Origin of the sequence: Micromonospora avicenniae, assembly GCF_900156065.1 — a bacterium.
GTDB lineage: Bacteria > Actinomycetota > Actinomycetes > Mycobacteriales > Micromonosporaceae > Micromonospora > Micromonospora avicenniae.
Genome location: NZ_FTNF01000003.1, coordinates 166452 through 186924 on the forward strand (window position 1 = coordinate 166452; position 20473 = coordinate 186924).

Annotated in this window: 20 protein-coding genes and 1 tRNA gene; 13 read left to right on the plus strand and 8 right to left on the minus strand. The window is 70.5% G+C overall.

Translation table 11 applies throughout. The features are described from left to right. Positions 1-218 precede the first annotated feature (218 nt). On the minus strand, positions 219-716 hold the full coding sequence (locus BXA10_RS06435; RefSeq protein WP_076468584.1) for a MarR family winged helix-turn-helix transcriptional regulator: 498 nt from the start codon (positions 714-716) through the stop codon (positions 219-221). A 98-nt stretch (positions 717-814) separates the two neighbouring features. Between BXA10_RS06435 and BXA10_RS06440 the strand changes: the two genes are divergently transcribed. Next, positions 815-1396 carry a YceI family protein gene (locus BXA10_RS06440; RefSeq protein WP_076468586.1) on the plus strand — a complete coding sequence of 194 codons (582 nt, stop codon included), beginning with the start codon at positions 815-817 and terminating at the stop codon, positions 1394-1396. A gap of 284 nt (positions 1397-1680) precedes the next feature. Next, positions 1681-3159 carry a glutamate-cysteine ligase family protein gene (locus BXA10_RS06445; RefSeq protein ID WP_076468589.1) on the plus strand — a complete coding sequence of 493 codons (1479 nt, stop codon included), beginning with the start codon at positions 1681-1683 and terminating at the stop codon, positions 3157-3159. Positions 3160-3336: 177 nt separating this feature from the next. Here BXA10_RS06445 and BXA10_RS32045 read toward each other — a convergent pair whose 3' ends face one another. Further along, positions 3337-4656, minus strand: a complete 1320-nt coding sequence (locus tag BXA10_RS32045; protein ID WP_076468591.1) for a hypothetical protein — start codon at positions 4654-4656, stop codon at positions 3337-3339. A 122-nt stretch (positions 4657-4778) separates the two neighbouring features. On the opposite strand from BXA10_RS32045, the gene BXA10_RS06455 reads away from it, so the two are divergent. After that, complete coding sequence (locus tag BXA10_RS06455) at positions 4779-5459, plus strand: PASTA domain-containing protein (protein ID WP_076468593.1); 681 nt, start codon at positions 4779-4781, stop codon at positions 5457-5459. A gap of 144 nt (positions 5460-5603) precedes the next feature. Further along, complete coding sequence (locus BXA10_RS06460; RefSeq protein ID WP_076468595.1) at positions 5604-6398, plus strand: PASTA domain-containing protein; 795 nt, start codon at positions 5604-5606, stop codon at positions 6396-6398. 35 nt (positions 6399-6433) lie between these two features. Here the strand turns inward: BXA10_RS06460 and BXA10_RS06465 are convergent, their stop codons facing one another. Further along, the gene (locus BXA10_RS06465; RefSeq protein WP_076468597.1) at positions 6434-6910 is read right to left on the minus strand and encodes a hypothetical protein; all 477 of its coding nucleotides are present in this window, start codon (positions 6908-6910) and stop codon (positions 6434-6436) included. A 100-nt stretch (positions 6911-7010) separates the two neighbouring features. Further along, a complete protein-coding gene (locus BXA10_RS06470) occupies positions 7011-7304 on the minus strand; it encodes a hypothetical protein (protein WP_076468599.1) in 294 nt (97 codons plus the stop codon). Between the two features lie 663 nt (positions 7305-7967). On the opposite strand from BXA10_RS06470, the gene BXA10_RS06475 reads away from it, so the two are divergent. From BXA10_RS06475 to BXA10_RS06485, 3 genes are all read left to right on the plus strand, one after another. Next, complete coding sequence (locus BXA10_RS06475; RefSeq protein WP_076468601.1) at positions 7968-8849, plus strand: helix-turn-helix domain-containing protein; 882 nt, start codon at positions 7968-7970, stop codon at positions 8847-8849. Continuing rightward, positions 8819-9040, plus strand: a complete 222-nt coding sequence (locus tag BXA10_RS06480) for a DUF397 domain-containing protein (protein ID WP_076468603.1) — start codon at positions 8819-8821, stop codon at positions 9038-9040. Before BXA10_RS06475 ends, BXA10_RS06480 begins: the two co-directional genes overlap by 31 nt. A 237-nt stretch (positions 9041-9277) precedes the next feature. Next, on the plus strand, positions 9278-9679 hold the full coding sequence (locus BXA10_RS06485) for a hypothetical protein (RefSeq protein WP_076468605.1): 402 nt from the start codon (positions 9278-9280) through the stop codon (positions 9677-9679). On the opposite strand, the gene BXA10_RS06490 is transcribed toward BXA10_RS06485, so the two are convergent. Further along, positions 9647-10246, minus strand: a complete 600-nt coding sequence (locus BXA10_RS06490; RefSeq protein ID WP_076468607.1) for a hypothetical protein — start codon at positions 10244-10246, stop codon at positions 9647-9649. The genes BXA10_RS06485 and BXA10_RS06490 overlap by 33 nt on opposite strands. 213 nt (positions 10247-10459) lie before the next feature. Between BXA10_RS06490 and BXA10_RS06495 the strand changes: the two genes are divergently transcribed. After that, positions 10460-12334 carry a S8 family peptidase gene (locus tag BXA10_RS06495; RefSeq protein ID WP_084752266.1) on the plus strand — a complete coding sequence of 625 codons (1875 nt, stop codon included), beginning with the start codon at positions 10460-10462 and terminating at the stop codon, positions 12332-12334. A gap of 67 nt (positions 12335-12401) precedes the next feature. Here BXA10_RS06495 and BXA10_RS06500 read toward each other — a convergent pair whose 3' ends face one another. The 3 genes from BXA10_RS06500 to BXA10_RS06510 all read right to left on the minus strand — a co-directional run bounded on the left by BXA10_RS06500 (position 12402) and on the right by BXA10_RS06510 (position 14471). Beyond that, the gene (locus BXA10_RS06500) at positions 12402-13208 is read right to left on the minus strand and encodes a WecB/TagA/CpsF family glycosyltransferase (RefSeq protein ID WP_076469233.1); all 807 of its coding nucleotides are present in this window, start codon (positions 13206-13208) and stop codon (positions 12402-12404) included. After that, positions 13205-14320, minus strand: a complete 1116-nt coding sequence (locus BXA10_RS06505; protein WP_175649132.1) for an NAD-dependent epimerase/dehydratase family protein — start codon at positions 14318-14320, stop codon at positions 13205-13207. The genes BXA10_RS06500 and BXA10_RS06505 overlap by 4 nt, the downstream gene beginning before the upstream one ends. Positions 14321-14385: 65 nt before the next feature. After that, positions 14386-14471 (minus strand) — tRNA-Leu (locus tag BXA10_RS06510). Positions 14472-14678: 207 nt separating this feature from the next. Between BXA10_RS06510 and BXA10_RS06515 the strand changes: the two genes are divergently transcribed. The 5 genes from BXA10_RS06515 to BXA10_RS06535 are packed head-to-tail and all read left to right on the plus strand — an operon-like array spanning position 14679 to position 20473. Continuing rightward, a complete protein-coding gene (locus BXA10_RS06515; protein ID WP_084752269.1) occupies positions 14679-15467 on the plus strand; it encodes an FHA domain-containing protein in 789 nt (262 codons plus the stop codon). 6 nt (positions 15468-15473) lie between these two features. Beyond that, a complete protein-coding gene (locus BXA10_RS06520; RefSeq protein WP_076468611.1) occupies positions 15474-15959 on the plus strand; it encodes an FHA domain-containing protein FhaB/FipA in 486 nt (161 codons plus the stop codon). Beyond that, positions 15956-17449: a PP2C family serine/threonine-protein phosphatase gene (locus BXA10_RS06525; protein WP_076468613.1), complete on the plus strand. Its 1494-nt coding sequence runs from the start codon at positions 15956-15958 to the stop codon at positions 17447-17449. The genes BXA10_RS06520 and BXA10_RS06525 overlap by 4 nt, the downstream gene beginning before the upstream one ends. Positions 17450-17477: 28 nt before the next feature. Further along, positions 17478-18968, plus strand: a complete 1491-nt coding sequence (locus BXA10_RS06530) for an FtsW/RodA/SpoVE family cell cycle protein (protein WP_076468615.1) — start codon at positions 17478-17480, stop codon at positions 18966-18968. Further along, positions 18965-20473, plus strand: a complete 1509-nt coding sequence (locus BXA10_RS06535; protein ID WP_076468617.1) for a peptidoglycan D,D-transpeptidase FtsI family protein — start codon at positions 18965-18967, stop codon at positions 20471-20473. Before BXA10_RS06530 ends, BXA10_RS06535 begins: the two co-directional genes overlap by 4 nt.

Genomic DNA, 20473 nt, shown 5'->3' on the forward strand with positions numbered 1-20473 from the left:
CCGGTCCGGGTCGAACCTCTGTCCCGGGTTGGGGTGGCGCGGGCGAAGAGCCCCCTTGTTGCTAACCCCTCGCTGTCCGCCCGCGCCGGCACCCCCCGGTGATCCCCTGCTGAGGCGAAGACTAGCCAGCGGGTGCCTGCCGGTTGGTCCGATTTCGCAATCGGTGTCCGGTGGTCCGGCAGTTCTGCCGGTCTTTCTGCCGGTACGTCTGCCTGCCGTCAGGCGGCCGGCCCCTCGGCCTCCCCGCACTGGCTGCCGCTCCCGGCGGTGGCGCAGGGATGTACGGCGTCGCGGACCCGCCGGAGCGCGTCGAGCAGCGCATCCAGCGACTTCGGGTCGAGCTGGCCGAGGAACCACTCCTCGATGATGCGCAGGTGCCCCGGGAGCACCTCGTTCAGGCGCTGGAGCCCGGCATCGGTCACGACCGCGAACGAGCTGCGCCGGTCGGAGGGGCAGGCGCGGCGGGTGAGCAGGCCGTCGCGTTCCATCCGGTCGACCACCCGGGTCACACCGCTGGTGGAGAGGGTGGTCTGAGCGGCGAGATCGGTCATCCGGAGCTGGTTGTTGGGCGAGCGGGCCAGTCGGGTGAGCACCTCGAACTCGACCGGGGAGAGATCATGTTCTTCGAACTGGGCGGCGAACCGGGCCGACAGCGCGGCGTGCACCTCGTACAGGAGGCCAACGGCGGTGATCCCGGGGGCGTCGAACACGTTCATCACCCCAACATTCTATCAGTTGTTGACACGGGGAATATTGAGCCGGTTATAGTTGCTACGTCAGCCGTTGGGCTACTAAACAAACCCGGAGGAGCATCATGACCAGCAGCACCGAGGCTGTGACCCGCGAGTGGGAGGGTCTCACCATTCCCACCCCCGGCACGTATGCGCTGGATGCCGCGCACAAGCGCGTCGGCTTCGTTGCGCGCCACATGATGGTGTCCAAGGTGCGTGGCGAGTTCACCGAGGCCGCCGCCACGATCACCGTAGCCGAGGACCCCATGCAGTCCTCCGTCACCGCGACCATCCAGGCCGCCAGCGTCCACACCGGCGCGGCTGACCGCGACGGCCACCTGCGCAGCGGCGACTTCCTCGACGTCGAGAAGTTCCAGACCCTGGAGTTCCGCAGCACCGGGGTGAAGTCCCGCCACCGCAACGAGTTCGTTCTCCTCGGTGAGCTGACCATCAGGGACGTGACCCGCCCGGTCGAGCTGCATGTCGAGTTCGAGGGCGTCGGCCGCAGCCCCTTCGGCCAGGACATCTTCGGCTTCTCGGCGAAGACGGAGATCGATCGCGAGGAATTCGGCCTGACCTGGAACGTCGCGATCGAGAGCGGCGGCGTGCTGGTCGGCAAGAAGGTCAAGATCGAGATCGAGGGCGAGGCCATCCGGCAGGCCTGACCCCGGTCGTACGCACGGGCCCGCGCCAGACATCGGCGCGGGCCCGGCGTCGTCTTCATGTGCGGATCGTCACCGCTCGGGCACAGAGTTGACGCGATCACGGGGTGCGTCAGCTGGGTAGAGATGCCCTGGGAGCTCATCTCGTGGCCGGCCCGGCGGTCCGGTCGTACGGATCGACGGCTGTCCGCCTCTGGTCCTGGCGAGGTGAGCGCTCTTAACGTTATGGGCTGACAACGCGCGTCGGGACGGTACGGCTCGGTCGCGCCTTATGCCGGGAGGGGCACATGGGCAGGGACGTCGCGCAGGGCGCCTTCTCCCGGGAGGACCGCGTCCGCTACCGGCAGAAGGTCCGGCGGTGCCTGGACGTCTTCGCCCTGATGCTGGACGACTTCGGCTTCGACGCCGACCGGCCGATGACCGGGCTGGAGATCGAGCTCAACCTGATCGACTCGACCGCCGAGCCGGCGATGCGCAACGAGGAGATCCTCGCCCACATCGCCGACCCGCTCTTCCAGACCGAGCTGGGGCAGTTCAACCTCGAACTGAACGCGCTGCCCCGGCTCATCGAGGGCACCGGCTTCGCCGACTACGAGCACGACCTGCGCGGCAGTCTCGCCCGGGCGGACGAGCGCGCCGCCAAGTCGGACGCGAAGATCCTGCTCGTCGGCATCCTGCCCACGCTCACCGAACAGCACCTGATCGCGGACAACCTCTCCACGAACGAGCGCTACCGGGCGCTCAACGACCAGATCGTCGGTGCCCGCGGCGAGGACATCGAACTCGACATCCGTGGCGTCGAGCGGCTGCGTACGCACACCGACTCGATCGCGCCGGAGGCGGCGTGCACCAGCCTCCAGTTCCACCTCCAGGTCGCGCCGGACAGCTTCGCCGACTACTGGAACGCATCGCAGGCCATCGCCGCCGTGCAGGTGGCGGTCGGCGCGAACTCCCCGTACCTCTACGGTCGGCAGCTCTGGGCCGAAACCCGGATCGCCCTGTTCGAGCAGGCCACCGACACCCGCCCGGACGAACTGAAGGCGCAGGGCGTACGACCTCGGGTGTGGTTCGGCGAACGGTGGATCACCTCGATCTTCGACCTGTTCGAAGAGAACGTCCGGTACTTCCCACCGCTACTGCCCATCTGCGAGGACGAGGACCCGGTGGAGGTCCTGCACGCCGGCGGAGTGCCCAGGCTCGGTGAACTACGTCTGCACAACGGCACGGTGTACCGGTGGAACCGGCCGGTCTACGACATCATGGACGGCCGCCCGCACCTGCGGGTGGAGAACCGGGTGCTGCCGGCCGGGCCGACGGTGGTGGACATGCTGGCCAACGCCGCATTCTACTTCGGCCTGGTCCGCGCGCTCGCCGAGGCGGATCGCCCGATCTGGAGTCAGTTGACGTTCAGCTCCGCCGAGGAGAATTTCCACGCCGCCGCCCGACGCGGCATGGGTGCCGTGCTGCACTGGCCGAGGCTCGGCGACGTACCGGTGACGGAGCTCGTGCTGGACCATCTGTTGCCCAAGGCCGCCGCCGGCCTGGACGGTTTCGGCGTCGCCCCGGCCCAGCGGGATCGCCTGCTCGGCGTGATCGAACAGCGCTGCCGTACCGGTCGCAACGGAGCGGCCTGGCAGACCGAGGCCGTCTGGGCGGCCGAACGGCACCGGGGCATGGACCGTGACGCGGCCCTGCACCACATGGCGCAGCGATACGCCGAGCTTCAGCGCAGCAACGAGCCCGTGCACACCTGGCCGGTCGACTGATCCCGTCGACCGGAACTCCGGGCGCGCCCGCGCCGGCGACTATCCGCGCCGGACTTGTCGACCGCGCCGCCGGTAGACGCCGCATCATGGGATCGCGGCGCGACCACTGTCACGACCGGGCCGAGGCCGAGGACGGACCGGCGCGTTCGTTCGACCGACCGCCGGTGCGCCATGCCGTCAGCCGGCCCGGCGCGGCGGCCGGGCGCGACGGCCGGGCCGGACCGCCGGCTCGACCGGCTCTGCCGCGGCGCCCTCCGGCTCGATCGGGTCGAGCCGATCGGCTTCCCCGGTACGCGGTGCGGGCACGTAGGGGACGGCAGGAACGCCGGGTGGCGTGACGTCACCGCCACCGCCTGCGGGCCGGGCGCCGGTCGGGACCGTCGCCTCGGTCACCTGCTCCGCCGTCTCGACCGTCCGCTCGGATCCGCTCGCCGTGCCGGTCGAGGGCGCGGCGGCACGCGACGCCGCCCGTCGGGCACGGCCCTGCGCGAGCGCCGCCACCAGCACCGAACCGCCGATCCCGACGATCACCGCGTACGGCGCGATCAGGTGCGCCGACACCTGCTCCGGGCTGATCGCGGACAGGCGCGGTACGGCCAGCAGGTACGCCACCGCTACGAACAGCGGCCCGGCCGCGCCGGAGACCGCCGCACCGATCCGGTGCTCGGCCGAGCGGGCGGGGCGCCGGGCGGCCAGCACGCCGACCACCAGCGCGGAACCGAGAGACAGCGCCGCTCCCGGCCAGTAGAGGTAGTCGCGGATCCAGAACTCCGGCCGGTCCGAACTGATCTGCCAGATGCCGAGCTGGGCGCTGGCCAGACCGCGTCCGGCGAGTACCCCGTCGACCACCGCGACCACGGCGAGCAGCCAGAGCCAGGCCACCGTGGCGATCACGTTGCCGGCGGCGGCCCGCGACCGCAGCGCCCAGAGCGCGGTCAACACCCCCATCAGCACGCCGATCGTCGCGTACCCGGCGGCGAGCCGCTGCGGGGTGCCGGTGTCCGGGGCCACCGCGACCCGGGCGGGAACCGCGACCAGCAGCACGGTGACGAGGCCGCCCAGCCCGGCCGCGACGGCGAGGGTGGCTCGCCGAAGACTTCCGGTGCCGTCGCCCGTTCGCCGGTCGGTCGGCGCCTGGCCGTCGAACTGCGCGGCGCCGGACCGTGCCGACTCAGACGATCCGTCGGGCCGCGGAGTGGCGGTGTCGGAACCGGCTCCGAACTCGGTCGGGTCCGGTTCGCGGGTCGTCACCGTCCCGGCGGTGAGCGCGCGCTCGTGCAGCCGGTACGCGCAGATCGCGCCGAGGATGGTCGAGGTGCCGGCGATCCAGGTGGCCCAGACCAGGCTGGCGACCCACGCCCCCCGGGCCGCACCGGCGTCAGCCGGTGCCCAGTTGATGATGCCCAACCCATAGCCGAAGCCCAGTTGGGCCGCGCCGGTGCCAGCGGCAACACCGACGGCGGTCGCGATCGATCCTCCCCAGCCACGTCTGGCCATGCCGGGCAGCGTAACGTCCCGTCGTCGGCGCGGCGAGTCGTCGACAACCGTCCCGCCTGGACGGTGGCGGCGGCGACTTGGCGGGAATCGTTACGGTCGCCGGTGACTGAGGCGGTGTCGGTATGACGGACGGGAACACGAACGGGACCCTCAGCGAGAGAGGCGAGGGCGGCCCGGGGCGGCTCACCGTGGTGCTCGGCGGCGGCCTGGCCGCCATACTGCTCGCCGCGATCGGTGCGACAGGCGGTTGGCTGTTGGCGGCCGAGGACGTACCCCCGGAGAAGCCGGTGGCGGCGCCGAGCGTGACCGGTGCTCCGAGCGATTCTCCCACCGAGCGGCCGACGCCCACGCGGACGACGCCGTCAGTGCCACGCAGTTCGGCGTCGACCCCCTCCGGGTTGACCGTTCCTCCGGTGATCGGCGCCGACTTCATCGAGGCGCGCGACGAGTTGCGCGACCGCCGGTTGGGCTGGCGACTGGTGTTCGGTGACGGCGTGGGCAGTACGGTCGAACGCACCGACCCCGAGGTCGGCCGTGAGATACGCCGCGGCATGACGGTGACCCTCTACGTGGCCGGGCCGCCGCCGGAGAGCGACGTGCCGGACGTCGTCGGCGACGACTGTGACGAGGCGGCGGATGAGCTGGTCGAGGAGGGCTTCTACCCGCAGTACCGGAGCGGGAAGCAGGGCACCGTGACCAGTCAGGAGCCGTCCGAGGGGAGCCCGGCGCGCTGGAACGACGAGGTTCGGATCTGGTGCGGGTCGGAGACGCCGAGTCAGCCGGCGCTCTTCCCGGGTCTGTGATCGAGGCGGCCTGACCGGGCTCGGAGTCCGCCCGCCGCCGCCTGCGGGCGGATCGGCACGTTGATCCGGGCCGATGGTTGCACGGCCCGCTAGGTTGGCGGACAGAGGACCTGGACGCCCGCCCGGCCAGGGAAAGGACGTGCGATGAGCGACGACCGCCAGGAGCCACCCGCCGGTGACGGCGGAGGCGACGAGACCCGTCCGCTCCCGCGCTCCGGTGCCGATCCGGGCGACCAGACGCAACGGCTGCCCGGCCCGACGGAGGGCGCCGGCGCGGCGGAGCCCCGGCGCGGACCTTCCGACGCGACGACCCCGATGGGCCGGGCCGGGGACCCGGGCGTTCCGTTGCGGCCGGAGCGCGTGCCACCGTGGTCCGGCCGTGCGGAGGTGCCGCCGCCCCGCCCGCCCGACTATCGCGAGCCGGCCGGTGAGTGGTACACGGAGGACCAGGGCGGGCGCCGCTGGTGGCTGCCGATCCTGTGGGGCATCCTCGCGTTGCTCCTGGTGGCTCTGCTCGGCGTCGCGTTGTGGCTGCTGAGCAACACGGCGGAAGAGCGGCGCGGCCCCGAGCCGAGCCTGTCCCACTCGCTGACCACCGTGGCGCCGACCAGCGCCACCCCGACCTCGGCCGAGCCGACGACCGAGTCACCGAGCAGTGTCTCGCCGACGACCACGGAGGCGGTGGAAGTGCCGGTGCCGCCGCTGGCCGGCCTGCCGCGGGTGAGCGCAGAGGCGCTGCTCGACCGGCTCGGGGTGAGCTATCGGGTGGAGTTCCGTCCGTCGGAGTTGCCGCCCGGGCGCGTGATCGGCACGGTCCCGGAGGCCGGTACGTTGGTGACCGAGGACGACGAGGTCGTGCTACTGATTTCCGAGACCACCACGCCGACGTCTCCGAGCAGCCTGTCACCGTCGGAGCCCACCCCGACGGCTACCCGCTGACCAGCGGCGGTTCCGCGGCACCGTCGGGCCGGCGGTCACCACATTCGTCGTCGGGTGCCGACCAGACCGAGCCCGGCCAGCGAGATGGCCAGCCCGAGGACGCCGGACCAGAAGAGCGCCCGCCGGGTGTCATCCGGCGAGTGGCGCCCGGTGGCGGTCTCTCCGGCCAGCGCGCCGCCGCCGGAACCGTTCGCCGGGTCCCCTCCGGCCTGGTCGGCTGCGGCGTTCGGGTCGTCCGGGGCGCCGGCGTTCTCGTCGTCGAACCGGTCGCTGACGCCAGGCGCCCCGTCCCAGCCGGGTCCGTCGTCGGTGTCGGGTGAGGTCCCTTCGCCGATCACGGTGATTTTGGGCGCGGGTACCGGCTCCGGCAGGTGGGTGGTCGAGGAGAGGGCGGGGTCGCGGACCACGACCGCGAGAGTGGTGGCGGCCCCGAAGAGCGCCAGGATTCCGAAGGCGTAGGCGATAGGTGAGCGGTGTTGCCGCCGCGCGGCGGGCAGATTGAGCATGGCCATCCCAGGTTCGGGGTCCTGGACGCGCGGGGTGGAACATGCCGGGGTGGGCGTGCCTTGAGTCTAAGGCGAGACACGCCCACAAAATGCGGGTTCGCGGTGCTCAGCCCACCCGGACCGGCGTACGGGAGACCGGCCGGCGCTGCCTCGCGGTGTGCGGTCGCTGCTGCGGCACCGGACGCTGCTGCGGTACCTGCTGCAGGCCCTGCCGCTGGACGAAGATCGACCGCCGGTTGACCGCGTCCCCCGCCGCGTTCAACTCGTAGCCGTCGAGCCAGAGCCAACCGTCGTAGGTCGGCCAGTCGAGCACCCGGATCACCCGGAACTTGATGGGCCGGAGGAACTGGACACTCGCCGCGCGAGTCACGTGCAGTACGTCACCAGAGCGGGGAAGCACATGGGCTCCTGTAGGAAGTTGGCCGGCGGCCTCGCCGGCGAGTCTCGTCGGGGGGACTTTTCACGGGTCGGTGCGCCGAGGTCGTGTCTCGCGTACCGGTGGTGCGGGTGGTGGTGGTCGGGCCGTGCCCGCTGGTGGCGTGCCGCCACCCGACCATCACCCGGCTGCTCCCGGGTACCGCGCCCGCCGCCACAGCCAGCTGGCTTGCAGCGGCGAGGTCATCACCCTGGAGCAGGTCTTGTTGTCGCCGGCCGGGTCGAGCCGCTCGACAGGCCGCCCACGCTGCTTTGATCACCAACGGGTAGGCTGTCGAGACGGTGAGTAATCCCTGCCATACGGACAGACTGCACCAGCGAGGTGCTTCATGCAAGTTGCACGTCGACTTTTGCCGATACGTGAGTGCGACACGTAAAACGGCGCTTGAAGCCGTCGGCGTCCGGGCGTCACACTGAGGACCGGTTTCGCCCGCCCGCGGCCGGTCGACGACCGGCACCACCTAAAGCCGCGAACCGTCCGCTGTCGAAGCTTCGCGCCACGGCGGACGGCGACCATCGGCGCGTTGACCGGAGGTACAGGGCGGGTGAGGGCGAACAGCCGACGATCCGGGACGACACTCCTCCGCGCGCTTCGCGGGCCGGCCACGAGACAGAGCGGGGTGGGCCGGTGAGCGAGCGGCGCAGCCCGACCATCCGGCGGCGGCGGCTCGGTGCCGAGTTGCGCCGCCAGCGCGAGGCGGCCGGCATAACCATCGAGGTCGTGGCCGAGCAGCTGGAGTGCTCGGCATCCAAGATCTCCCGAATCGAGACCGGCCACACGACGGCCACCCCGCGCGATGTGCGGGACATGCTCCGGATCTACGGAGTGGTCGGTGTGGAGAGCGACGAGCTGGTCCAGATAGCACGGGAGGCCCGGCAGAAGGGCTGGTGGCACCCGTACAGCACCGTCCTGGTCGGGGCATACGTCGGCCTCGAGGCCGCGGCCAGCTCGATCCGCGCGTACGAGCAGCAGGTGGTGCCGGGTCTGCTCGAGACAGAGGAGTACGCCAGCGCGATGATCCGCGCCGCCCGGCCGGACTTCAGTCCGGACCAGGTCGCACAACGTGTCCGTGTTCGCCTCGGTCGTCAGTCGTTGCTGACACAGGATGATCCGGTCGATCTGTGGGTGGTGCTCGATGAGACGGTGGTGAGCCGTCCGGTGGGCGGGGACGAGGTGATGCGGAACCAGCTGAAACGGCTGGTCGAGGTCGCCGAGCTGCCGAACGTGACGCTGCAGATCCTGCCCTTCGAGGTGGGGGCGCACGCCGGTATGGACGGGACCTTCACCATCCTGAGCTTCCCCGAGCCCGGTGATCCGGATGTCGTGTACGCGGAGAACGCCACGGGCGGGCTCTTCCTCGAGAAGAGCGACGAACTGCAGAAGTACAGCTTCATCTTCGATCACATACGAGCGGCGGCCATTCGTCCGGCGGAGTCCATCGCACACATCGCGAAACTGGTAGAGGAGCCGTTGTGGAAATGGCGACCAAGGGGTTCTCTGTGGACCTGACGCAGGCAACGTGGTTCAAGAGCTCGAAGAGCGGGCCGAACTGTGACAACTGCGTGGAGGTGGCGTACGTGCCTGGGGCGGTCGGAGTCCGGGACTCGAAGGACAAGACGGGGCCGGCCCTGATCTTCGCTCCGGCTGACTGGCACGCCTTCGTCGCCAGCACCAGGAACGGCGGGTTCGGTTCGAACTGAGCCGCCGGACAGAGCTGACGGGGCGGTTCCTCGTCCGGGTGGCCGGACGCGGACCCGCCCCTCGGCGTTTCCAGGTCGCCGGCCGCTCACTGCGATACCAGGTTTCGGGCCGCCGCGGGCGAGGATCCGGCGGAAATCCCGTCGCCACATGCGCCCCGCCTCGTTGAACCCGTCGGTACGGCGCCGGTCGACAACCGGCCACGTGGGATCGGCAACCGAGCGAGGCAGGCGATACGCATGACGACGATCGGGTCAGAGAACCTCACCAACGGGCCGGGAAAGCCGGAACGGTTCGGTGGCAAGTACCGCGGCGCGCGCCGGGACACCGTCCTGACCGAGGTGGGCTCGACCGACTCCGAAATATCGGGGCGGGAGACGTCCGTGTCCGAGTCGTCGGCCGCTCCGATCACCCTGCCGTCGCTGGACCCGAATCCGTTGACCGAGCCCTCCTTCCCGCCGTCCGGCTGGGCGACCGAGCCCGGTGACTCGCTGGTCGACCACCCGTTGCTGCGAGGACTCCTGATGGAGTTGCCGCCGAAGGGCAGCGTGCCGCCGCCCGGCTGGCTCGACCGCTGGTTCGAGGCGACCCGCGCGATCCTGGAGCTGCTATACGTGCAGGGGACGGCTCGCTCGCGTTGACGCCGCCTCCGGCGCTCGGGCCCGCTCGGCGAGCCGATTGTGCCGTAGCGCGTGCCGCACACCGACGGCGAGGATCCCGAGTGCCCCGGCGGTGATCGCCGGCCCGGTGACACCCGGCGCGGTGAACCGGTCACCGCCGCTCGCGGCGATCATACCGGCCACGGTCAGCAGGGCGGTGACCTGCAATGGCAGCCCGATCAACGGATGCGCTGCCGCGGCCCGCAGCCCGTACGGCGCGGGCGTGCCCGGCGCCGCGGCGAACGCGCCGGCTCCGGCCCACAGCCGACGTACCCGCCGTACGGTGCAGACGGCGACGATCAGCGCCGGGACAGCTGTCATGTCGAGTGCGGCGGCGGCCCGGTCGGCCGGGTTGTCTCCGGTGCCGAGAAGCCCGGCCACCAGCACGGTCGCAGTCAACGCGAGCCCGCTCAGGACCAGACCGAGCAGCCATCCGCTGTGCCGGCGGACCGCGCGGGCGTTTGCCAACCGGGGCAGCCCGTCCGCGAGGAGACCGGCGGCCAGCCACACTGCGGCGATCGGTGGCAGGACGGCGAGATGACTCTCCATGCTCCCAGGATTGCCCGTCCGGACGGCTCGCGAATCCGGGCGCCTCCCCCGTCCGCCCCGGACGCGCTCCCGTAGGGGTCATCCTCGCGCGTTATGAAAGATTCGACATGTTTCAACGGGACATCCTCTCGATCTACTCTCAGCTGGATCGGCGGTCGTCGATCTGAGCGGGCACCCGACTCGGACGACCGCCGGTCCGAGGGAGGTAGAGAGATGGGTCTTGCCCACAGGTCCGTACTCGTCGGGGTGGCCACACTGAGCATGTTGGCCGCCGCCACACCCGCACTGGCCGCCGAACCGACCGGAACGATCAGATCGGCGGGTGGGGACACCGCCGTGGCCGACAGCTACATCGTCGTCTTCAAGGACACCGCGGTCGGCCAGGCCGCCGTCGGCGACAACGCCGACCGCCTGGTCGGGCGGCACGGCGGGTCGGTCGCCCGGACGTACGGCGCCGCGCTGCGCGGATTCGAGGCCCGGGTGGACGCGAAGGCTGCCGCACGGATCGCGGCCGACCCGGCGGTGGCGTACGTCGAGCAGAACCACACCGTTTCGATCGCCGACACCCAGCCCAACCCGCCGTCCTGGGGGCTGGACCGGATCGACCAGCGGAACCTGCCCCTGAACAGCTCGTACACCTACCCGAACACGGCGTCCAACGTGCGCGCCTACATCATCGACACCGGTATCCGGTTCACGCACAACGACTTCGGCGGCCGGGCCGTCTCCGGCTACGACGCGATCGACGGCGGCGCGGCCGACGACTGCAACGGTCACGGCACGCACGTCGCGGGCACCGTCGGCGGCTCCGCCTACGGTGTGGCCAAGGGCGTCCAGCTCGTCGGCGTCCGAGTGCTCAACTGCCAGGGCAGCGGCACCAACGCCCAGGTCGTGGCCGGCATCGACTGGGTGACCGCGAACGCGGTCAAGCCGGCGGTGGCGAACATGAGCCTCGGCGGCTCGGCCAACAGCGCGATCGACACCGCGGTCACCAACTCGATCAACTCCGGCATCACGTACGCGGTCGCGGCCGGCAACGGCGACGTCTTCGGCAACCGGCAGAACGCCTGCAACTACTCACCTGCCCGGGTCGGCCCGGCCATCACGGTTGGCGCGACCCAGAACAACGACTCCGCCGCCAGCTTCTCCAACTACGGCACCTGCGTCGACATCCTGGCGCCGGGCGTGAACATCACCTCCGCCTGGTACACGAGCAACACCGCGACGAACACGATCAGCGGCACCTCGATGGCCTCGCCGCATGTCGCCGGTGTCGCGGCGCTCGTGCTCTCCGCGACGCCGGGGCTGACCCCGCAGCAGGTACGGGACAGCCTGGTCAACAACTCCACCCCGAACGTGCTGACCAACCTGGGCACCGGTACCCCGAACCGGCTGCTCTACGTGGTGAACGGGTCCACCCCGCCGCCCACCAACGACTTCTCGGTCTCGGTGTCGCCGACCTCCGGCTCCACCGCGCCAGGCGGTTCGGTGACGGCGACCGTGGGTACGGCCACCACGAGCGGCTCAGCCCAGTCGGTCAGCCTCTCCGCCAGCGGCCTGCCGAGCGGCGCGACCGCCTCGTTCAGCCCGTCGACGGTCACCTCGGGCGGCTCCGCCACCCTCACCATCGCCACCGCGGCGAGCACGCCGGCCGGCAGCTACCCGGTCACGATCACCGGCACCGGCGCGTCGGCGACCCGTACGGCCACCTACACGTTGACCGTGACGGGCACGAGCGGTGGCTGCTCGGGGACCAACGGAACCGACGTCGCCATCCCGGACACCGGTGCCACGGTGTCCAGCTCGATCGTGATCTCGGGTTGCGGTCGCAACGCCTCGGCCAGCTCGCAGGTCCCGGTCAACATCGTGCACACCTTCCGCGGTGACCTCGTGATCGACCTGGTCGCCCCGGACGGCTCGGCGTACCGGCTGAAGAACAGCAGCTTCTTCGACGGCGCCGACAACGTGAACACCACCTACACCGTCAACCTGTCCAGCGAGGCGGCGAACGGCACCTGGCAGTTGCGGGTGCGGGACGTCTACTCGGGTGACACCGGCTACCTCAACACCTGGTCGCTGAACCTCTGACCAGCTGACACGGAGGGCCCCTCCCCAAGCGGGGAGGGGCCCTCCCGCGGGTCGGGAGCCAGCGCGGTCAGACCGCGAAGCTCGCGGGGCGTTCGCTGGTCGGCGCCGGCGGAGCCGCCTTCCAGAGCCCGAGCTTCTGGGCGAACAGGCGGCCCAGGAACACGGGGTTGAGGATCACGTACCGGCGCCAGAGTCGCTTCGGCTCCAGACCCAGACGCCAGAACCATTCCAGGCCGGCCCGCTGCATCCACGGCGGAGGCTTGCGCAGCAACCCGGCGTGGTAGTCGAAGGCCGCGCCGACGGCCATGAGCGGCATGTCGAGCAGCGGCCGCATGGCGTACGTGAAGACTTCCTGCCGGGGGCAGCCGAGCCCGACCAGGACGAGCCGAGCCCCGCTGGCCCGGACCCGATCCGCGATCTCGACGTCCTCGCCCGGCTGCACGGGCCGGAACTTGGACGGCTCCACGCCGGCGATCTTGAGTGCCGGGAACATCCGTTCCAGGGCCGGGATCAACCGGGACAGCGTCTCCTCGGTCGAGCCGTACAGGTAGACCGGCAGACCCTCGTCGGCGAACCGGGAGAGCACGTGCAGGGTCAGCGTCGGACCGTAGACCCGATCGGTGAGGCCCGCGTGGTGCAGCAGGTTGAGTGCCCACCGCACCGGCTGCCCGTCCGGGGTGACCACGTCGAAGGAGTTGAGCCGGGCGTTGTGCGCCGGGTCGAGCACGCCGGTCATCACGCCGTGCACGGCCAGCGCGGTCAGCGCGAGCGGGCGGCGCTCCTGGGCGGCCGCGACAACCTGCTCGGTCGCCTCGGCGTAGTCGGTGGCGTCGACCAGGACGCCGAGCACGTTGCGCTTCCGCTGCACGGTCATGCCGACGGCACCCACTTGTCCACGTTGGCCTCGTAGATCTCCCGCATGATCATGGGCACGTCGTAGACCTGCTTCCACTCGGGATAGTCGGCCTGGAACGCCTCGTTCGACCCGATCCACCACTTGTGGTCACCGACCCGATTGGCCTCGACGTACTCCGAGACCATCTCCCTGCCGGTGATCCGCTCGGCCTCGGCGAACGCCTCCCGCATGGAGGTGTTGGAGTGCCGCCCGCCGCCCAGGTTGTAGACGGCGGCCGAGCGGGGGTTGCGGAAGAACGCCTCGAACGCGGCGACCACGTCCGAGCTGTGGATGGCGTCACGAACCTGCTTGCCCTGGTAGCCGTAGATCCGGTACGTCCGGCGCTCCATGTTGGCCCGCATCACGTAGCCGAGGAAACCGTGCAGCTCGGTGGCCGAGTGGGCCGGGCCGGTCAACGTGCCGCCGCGGAAGCACGCCGTACGCATGCCGAAGTAGCGGCCGTACTCCTGGACCATCACGTCCGCGGCGACCTTGGAGGCACCGAAGATCGAGTGCAGGCTGGAGTCGATCGACATGTCCTCGCGGATGCCCTGCTCGTACGGGTGCCCGGGCTCGATCTCCCAGCGGGTCGCGAGCTCCACGAAGGGAAGACTGTTGGGCCGGTCACCGTAGACCTTGTTGGTCGAGCAGTGGATGACCGGCGCCTCGATGCAGTGCTCGCGGACGTTCTGCAGGACGTTCAGCGTGCCGCCGGCGTTGACGTCGAAATCCGTGAAGGGGTCGCGGACCGCCCAGTCGTGCGAGGGCTGCGCTGCCGTGTGGATCACCACTGCGATGTCCGAGCCGTACCGCTGGAAGAGCTTCGCCAGCGCGTCCCGGTCGCGGATGTCGATGGTGTTGTGGGTGTACGCCGAACCCATCTCCCGGGTCAACCGCTCCACGTTCCACGCGGTCGACGCCTCCGAGCCGAAGAACTGCTGCCGCATGTCGTTGTCGATACCGACCACGTCGAGACCGAGACCGGCGAAGTGCCGGACCGCCTCGGAGCCGATCAGACCGCCCGACCCGGTCACCAACGCGACACTCACACGCCACTCCTGGTCCATCGGAGGCAGAGACCATCGGAGCATAGCGTGACGCTCGACATGCCCCGATACGTCGCGAGGGCCCCGCGACCCGCGGAGCCCTCGTGTGGTGGTGGGGAAGGGGGGAGTTGAACCCCCACGCCCTTTCGGGCACACGGACCTGAACCGTGCGCGTCTGCCATTCCGCCACTTCCCCGTGGCACGACCAGTTCACTGTAACCCGGCCCGACCTCGCCGCCAGCGGCGGGGCCCGGCACATATTACGCTGTCCCGGTCATCGCCACGACCGGTTACCGTTCGTGGCGGACGAAAGAGTAGCACGGTAGAAGTGGCCCGTCCGAACGGGCCAGGACAAGGCGGCCGAGCGGCGTGTGAGCTGCACGCGCGCCGGCCGGATACCATCATGTCCTCGGGACCCGAGGAGGAGCCGGTGAGCGTGCTGCAACGCTTCGAGAAGCGTCTGGAAGGCCTGGTCGAAGGGGCCTTCGCCAAGGTCTTCAAAGGGGTGGTCCACCCCGTGGAGATCCTCAACGCCATGCAGCGGGAGGCCGAGGCGCACAAGGCGATCCTGGCCGGTGGGCGCACGTTGGTGCCCAACCGCTACGTGATCGATCTCTCGCCGTACGACCACAGTCGGCTGGCGCCGTACGCGGCTGCGTTGGCTCAGGAGCTGGCCCAGTCGCAGGCGGAGTTCATCGGCGAGCAGGCCTGGACCGTGTACGGCGACGTGATCGTCGAGATCGAGCGCGGCGACGGGCTGGACACCGGTATGTTCCGGGTCACCGCCGAGGTCTACACCGGTGGCGATGTCGCCCCGGCCCCGGGCCCCGGCTACGACGCGGGCCCGCCCGCCTATCCCTCATACGACCAGGGCGGCGGCTACGGTCCTCCGCCCGGGCACGGCGGTGGGCGCAACGTACGCCTGGTCTCCGGTGACGGGCGGACCTACCCGCTACAGATGGGCTCCACGGTCATCGGGCGTGGCGACCAGGCCAACCTGCGGCTGCCGGACGTCGGCATCTCCCGGCGGCACGCCCGCCTGGACTTCGACGGCGGTCAGGTGGTGCTCACCGACCTCGGCTCGACCAACGGCACGATGGTCAACGGTCAGCGGGTCTCGGCCGTCGCCCTCAACCCGGGGGACATGATCCAGCTCGGCACCACCACACTGACCTTCCGCGTGGACGGCTGATCCGCGTTGCCGGAGCTCGTCATCACCGTCGCCCGGTTCGGGTTCCTGATCCTGCTGTGGATCTTCGTGTTCACGGTGGTCGGCGTCATCCGCCGAGATCTCTTCGCGGGTGCCCGCTCGGGCCGGCTGGTCGCCGCACCCCGGACGCTGAGCGCTGTGGCCGGGCAGGCGGCGAAGCCGGCCAAGGTGAAGCGGGGAAGGGCAGCCCACCAGTTGGTGGTGACCGCCGGTCAACTGGCCGGCACTCGAATCACGCTCGGTGAGGCGCAGATCACCATTGGTCGTGCGGAGGACTCCACCCTCGTGATCACCGACGACTATGCCTCGGCGCGACACGCCCGACTCGTGCCGCGCGACGGGCAGTGGTTCGTCGAGGACCTCGGTTCGACTAACGGCACCTATCTGGATCGCGCTAAGGTCACCGGACCGACCCCCGTCCCCCTCGGCGTGCCGATCCGGATCGGCCGCACTTCCCTCGAATTACGGCCATGACTCTGACCCTGCGCTACGCGGCCCACAGCGACCGCGGTCTGATCCGAGACGGTAATCAAGATTCCGTCTACGCCGGGCCGCGGCTACTCGCCGTCGCCGACGGCATGGGCGGCATGGCCGCCGGTGACGTCGCCAGCAACATCGTCATCGGTGCCATGGCGCCGCTCGACGAGGACGTCCCTGGAGACGCCCTCGTGGACGCGCTGCGATCTGCCGTGGGCACCGCCAACCAACAGCTCCGCGACACCGTGGACGCCAACCCTCAACTGGAGGGGATGGGCACCACGCTGACCGCGACCCTCTTCTCCGGCAGCAAGCTCGGCATGGTGCACATCGGGGACTCCCGTGCGTACCTGTTGCGCAACGGCGAGTTCGCACAGATCACCAAGGACGACACCTACGTCCAGATGCTCGTCGACGAAGGCCGCATCAGCGCCGAGGAGGCGAGCAGTCACCCACAGCGGTCGCTGCTCACCCGCGCGCTCGACGGGCGGGACATCGACCCGGAGTACTCGGTCCGCCAGGTGCTCCCCGGTGACCGCTATCTGATCTGCAGCGACGGGCTCTCCGGTGTGGTCAGCGCGGACACCATCGCGGAGACCATGCGGGAGTACACCGACCCGCAGCAGTGCGTCGAGCGGCTCGTCCAGCTCGCGCTCCGCGGCGGCGGTCCGGACAACATCACCGTGATCATCGCCGACGCCACCGACCAGGACATCGTCGAGGCGACACCGATCGTGGGCGGCGCCGCCGCTCGGGACCGGGGCATGGCGACCTCCGCGGACACCTCCACTCCGGCCGCCCGGGCGTCGGCGCTCTCCGCGCCGCGCACGCCGGCGCCAGAGGAGCCGCCCGACGAGGAGGAGCCGGAGCGACGCCGGCACCGGCCGGTGCGCGCCGCCGCGACGGGGCTCGCGCTGCTGGTGATCCTCGGTGGTGGTCTCTTCGGCGGCTGGAGCTACACCCAGCAGCAGTACTACGTAGGTGCGACCGAGGAGGGCCAGGTCGCGGTGTTCCGCGGGATCCAGGGCCAGATCGCCGGCCTGGATCTCTCCACCGTGCACTCCACCAGCCCCGCCCAGCTCGACGATCTGACCCTGGCCGCCCAGGAGCAGGTCAAGCAGGGCATTCCTGCCAAGAGCGAGCCGGACGCGGAGCGTCGGCTGGCCGAGCTGACCAGTGACAGCCCGACCAACCCAAACCTGAAGCCCATCTGCCCGCCGAACTCGCCCACGCCGACGGCCTCGCCGAGCGCACCGACCTCGTCGACTCCGGTGCCGACCGACGTGGCGACCACACCGACGCCGAGCGGCAGCGCCGCCGTCGGCATGCCGACGGCCGGCAGCCGCACCCGGACCGCCTCGAACAGCCCCAGCCCCAGCCCCAGCGGCAGCGTGGACGGCATCGAGCCGACCAGCACGCCCGACGCCCCACCCTCCGACTCGGTACCGCCGGCGCTCGACCCGGCCGCCTGCCGGTCGCCTGAGTGAGCGTCGGCCCGACCCCGAGGACCTTTCCGTGACCGCAGCGGCCACACCGGCAGCCTCGCCCGCCACAACGGGCGAGCAGCCCGGCGTACGCCTGGCCCGGTCTCGGCGCAACGCCGAACTCTCCCTGCTGCTGCTGGCCATGGTGCTCGTGGCCGCGTACGGGGCGACCGTCGAGGCGACCATGCTCGACACGGTCACCCCGGACTTCTGGATTCCGGCTGCCGCACTCGGCGCCGTCTTCCTCGGTCTCCACCTGGTCATCCGGTTCCTCGCGCCGTTCGCCGACCCGGCTCTGCTGCCGGCGGTGGCACTGCTCAACGGCCTGGGCGTGGGCTTCCTGCGCCGGCTCGACCTGGACGAGGCCGCCCCCGCCGCGCGAGAGGGCCTGGCGGTCTTCGCCGGCACGGGCGGCCGTCAGCTCGCCTGGACGCTCGTCTCGGTGATGCTCGCCGCCGGGCTGCTGGTCCTGATGCGCGACCACCGGTCGGTCTCCCGTTACGCGTACACGCTGGGGCTGGCCGGCATCGTGCTGGTGATGATCCCGGCGGTGCTGCCCCGCCGGTTCTCCGAGATCAACGGCGCCAAGCTGTGGATCAAGTTCGGCGAGTCCTTCTCCATCCAGCCCGGCGAGTTCGCCAAGCTGGCGCTGCTGGTCTTCTTCGCCTACTACCTGGTGCGCAAGCGCGAGGTGCTGTCGCTGGCGAGCCGCCGCTTCCTCGGCATCGACTTCCCGCGGGGACGCGACCTCGGCCCGGTGGTCGTGGTCTGGCTGATCAGCCTCCTGGTGCTGGTCTTCGAGAAGGACCTCGGCACCTCGCTGCTCTACTTCGGCATGTTCGTGGTGACGCTGTACATCGCCACCGAGCGGGTCAGTTGGCTGCTCATCGGTCTGGTGCTCTTCTTCGGCGGCGCCTACCTCGCGTACGTCCTCGGTGACCTCGTCGGCGGGCCGTTCGCCAACTTCTACCTGCGGGCGCAGATCTGGCTGGATCCGTTCGCCGACCCGCACAACGACGGCTACCAGTTGGTGCAGGGGCTGCTCGCGCTCGGCACCGGCGGGCTGTTCGGCGCCGGACCGGGCGGTGGCCAGCCGGGCCTGCTGCCCGAGGTGCAGAACGACTTCATCTTCGCCGGGCTGGGTGAGGAGATCGGCCTCTTCGGCCTCTCCGCGCTGCTCGTCATCTACCTGCTGATCGTCGAGCGGGGGTTGCGTGCCGCGCTGGCGGTCCGCGACTCGTTCGGCAAGCTGGTCGCCGGCGGCCTGGCGTTCACCCTCGGGCTCCAGGTCTTCGTGATCGTCGGTGGGATCAGCAAACTCATCCCGCTGACCGGCCAGACCACCCCGTTCCTCTCCGCCGGTGGCTCCTCGTTGATGGCGAACTGGCTGCTCATCGCGGTGCTGCTGCGGATCTCCGACGGGGCCCGCCGGCCGGTGACCGGTGGGGGCGCGCCCGCACGCCCTTCGGGCGGTCCGCCGGAGCAACTGCACGGTGCCCCCACGGAGGTGATCAGGCCGTGAACGCACCCCTGCGCCGCGCCGGCGTCGTCGTCATGATCCTTTTCGGGCTGCTCTTCGCGAACCTGAACTGGATTCAGTCCTACAAGGCGGACGAATACCGCAACAGCGACTACAACGGCCGGGTCCAGGTCGCCGAGTACGAGCGCAAGCGCGGCAACATCGAAGCCGGCGGCACGGCGCTCGCCACCAGCAAGGACACCGGCGGCAAGCTGAAGTTCCTGCGTACCTACCCCGCCGGGGCGGAGTACGCCCACGTGCTCGGCTACAAGCCGGTCAATCTGGCCGAGACCGGCATCGAGCGGGTGGAGGACGAGTTCCTGGCCGGCACCAGCGACCAGCTGATCGGCGACCGGATCAAGGACCTCTTCACCGGTGACCAGACCGGCGGCGGCAACGTCCTGCTCACTCTCTCGAAGAAGGCCCAGGACGCGGCGTACAACCAGCTACGGAACAACACGCTGGGTGTGAAGCGGGGCGCGGCGATCGCCATCGACCCGCGTACCGGGGCGGTGCAGGCACTGGTCTCCATGCCCAGCTTCGACCCGAACCCGCTGGCCAGCCACGACAGCAAGAAGGCCGCCGCCGCGTACAACGAGCTGGAGCAGGACCCGAACGGCCCGCTGAAGAACCGGGCGCTCGGGGAGGTCCTGCCGCCCGGCTCCACCTTCAAGATCGTGGTCGCCGCGGCTGCGCTGGAGAACGGCGTCGGCAAGGAGACGAAGATCCCCGCCGGCGCCAGCTACACCGCGCCGACCTCGGGCACCCCCATCCGCAACGCGGAGCCGGGCATCTGCCCGGATCCGCAGGTCACTCTGATCGAGGCGGTCACCGAGTCGTGCAACACGGGTTTCGCGCAGCTCGGGGTGCGGCTCGGTGCCGATGCGATCAAGGAGAAGGCTCGGCAGTTCGGCTTCGAGCAGGAGGACCTGACCGTCGGCCAGCTCGGTGAGAGCGGGCTCCCGGTGGCGGCCAGCCGGACCGGGGACATGCAGAACCCGGATGGCAGCGCCGACCCGGCCGCGTTGGCCCAGTCCTCCATCGGCCAGAACAACGTGCGGATGACCCCCCTGCAGGGTGCGTTGATCGCCGCCGCGGTCGCCAACAAGGACGGCAAGCAGATGCGTCCGTACCTGGTGCGGCAGATGCTCGGCCCGGACCGGACCACGAGCTACTACAGCGCCGAGCCGCGGGAGCTGCGGCAACCGATCAGCGGCCAGGTCGCGAGCGACCTGCGGGACATGATGGTCAGCGTGGTCGAGCAGGGCACCGGCCGCAAGGCACAGATCAACGGCTACACGGTCGGCGGCAAGACCGGCACCGCCCAGTCCGCACCGAACCGGCCCGACCACGGCTGGTTCATCGGGTTCGTGCTGGACAAGAACGGCACCCCGATCTCCGCCGTCTGTGTCGAGCTGGAGCAGGCCGGGCCCGGCGGCAGCGGCGAGGCGGCGCGGATCGCCGGCAAGATCATGCAGGCCGTCATCTCCGACCCCGGGAGTCGCTGA

What these genes read in the sequence shown, in the direction of transcription:
- BXA10_RS06435 (WP_076468584.1), bottom strand. Translation starts at nt 716, where the DNA reads ATGAACGTGTTCGACGCCCCCGGGATCACCGCCGTTGGCCTCCTGTAC.
- BXA10_RS06440 (WP_076468586.1), top strand. Translation starts at nt 815, where the DNA reads ATGACCAGCAGCACCGAGGCTGTGACCCGCGAGTGGGAGGGTCTCACC.
- BXA10_RS06445 (WP_076468589.1), top strand. Translation starts at nt 1,681, where the DNA reads ATGGGCAGGGACGTCGCGCAGGGCGCCTTCTCCCGGGAGGACCGCGTC.
- BXA10_RS32045 (WP_076468591.1), bottom strand. Translation starts at nt 4,656, where the DNA reads ATGGCCAGACGTGGCTGGGGAGGATCGATCGCGACCGCCGTCGGTGTT.
- BXA10_RS06455 (WP_076468593.1), top strand. Translation starts at nt 4,779, where the DNA reads ATGACGGACGGGAACACGAACGGGACCCTCAGCGAGAGAGGCGAGGGC.
- BXA10_RS06460 (WP_076468595.1), top strand. Translation starts at nt 5,604, where the DNA reads ATGAGCGACGACCGCCAGGAGCCACCCGCCGGTGACGGCGGAGGCGAC.
- BXA10_RS06465 (WP_076468597.1), bottom strand. Translation starts at nt 6,910, where the DNA reads ATGGCCATGCTCAATCTGCCCGCCGCGCGGCGGCAACACCGCTCACCT.
- BXA10_RS06480 (WP_076468603.1), top strand. Translation starts at nt 8,819, where the DNA reads ATGGCGACCAAGGGGTTCTCTGTGGACCTGACGCAGGCAACGTGGTTC.
- BXA10_RS06485 (WP_076468605.1), top strand. Translation starts at nt 9,278, where the DNA reads ATGACGACGATCGGGTCAGAGAACCTCACCAACGGGCCGGGAAAGCCG.
- BXA10_RS06490 (WP_076468607.1), bottom strand. Translation starts at nt 10,246, where the DNA reads ATGGAGAGTCATCTCGCCGTCCTGCCACCGATCGCCGCAGTGTGGCTG.
- BXA10_RS06495 (WP_084752266.1), top strand. Translation starts at nt 10,460, where the DNA reads ATGGGTCTTGCCCACAGGTCCGTACTCGTCGGGGTGGCCACACTGAGC.
- BXA10_RS06500 (WP_076469233.1), bottom strand. Translation starts at nt 13,208, where the DNA reads ATGACCGTGCAGCGGAAGCGCAACGTGCTCGGCGTCCTGGTCGACGCC.
- BXA10_RS06505 (WP_175649132.1), bottom strand. Translation starts at nt 14,320, where the DNA reads ATGCTCCGATGGTCTCTGCCTCCGATGGACCAGGAGTGGCGTGTGAGT.
- BXA10_RS06515 (WP_084752269.1), top strand. Translation starts at nt 14,679, where the DNA reads ATGTCCTCGGGACCCGAGGAGGAGCCGGTGAGCGTGCTGCAACGCTTC.
- BXA10_RS06525 (WP_076468613.1), top strand. Translation starts at nt 15,956, where the DNA reads ATGACTCTGACCCTGCGCTACGCGGCCCACAGCGACCGCGGTCTGATC.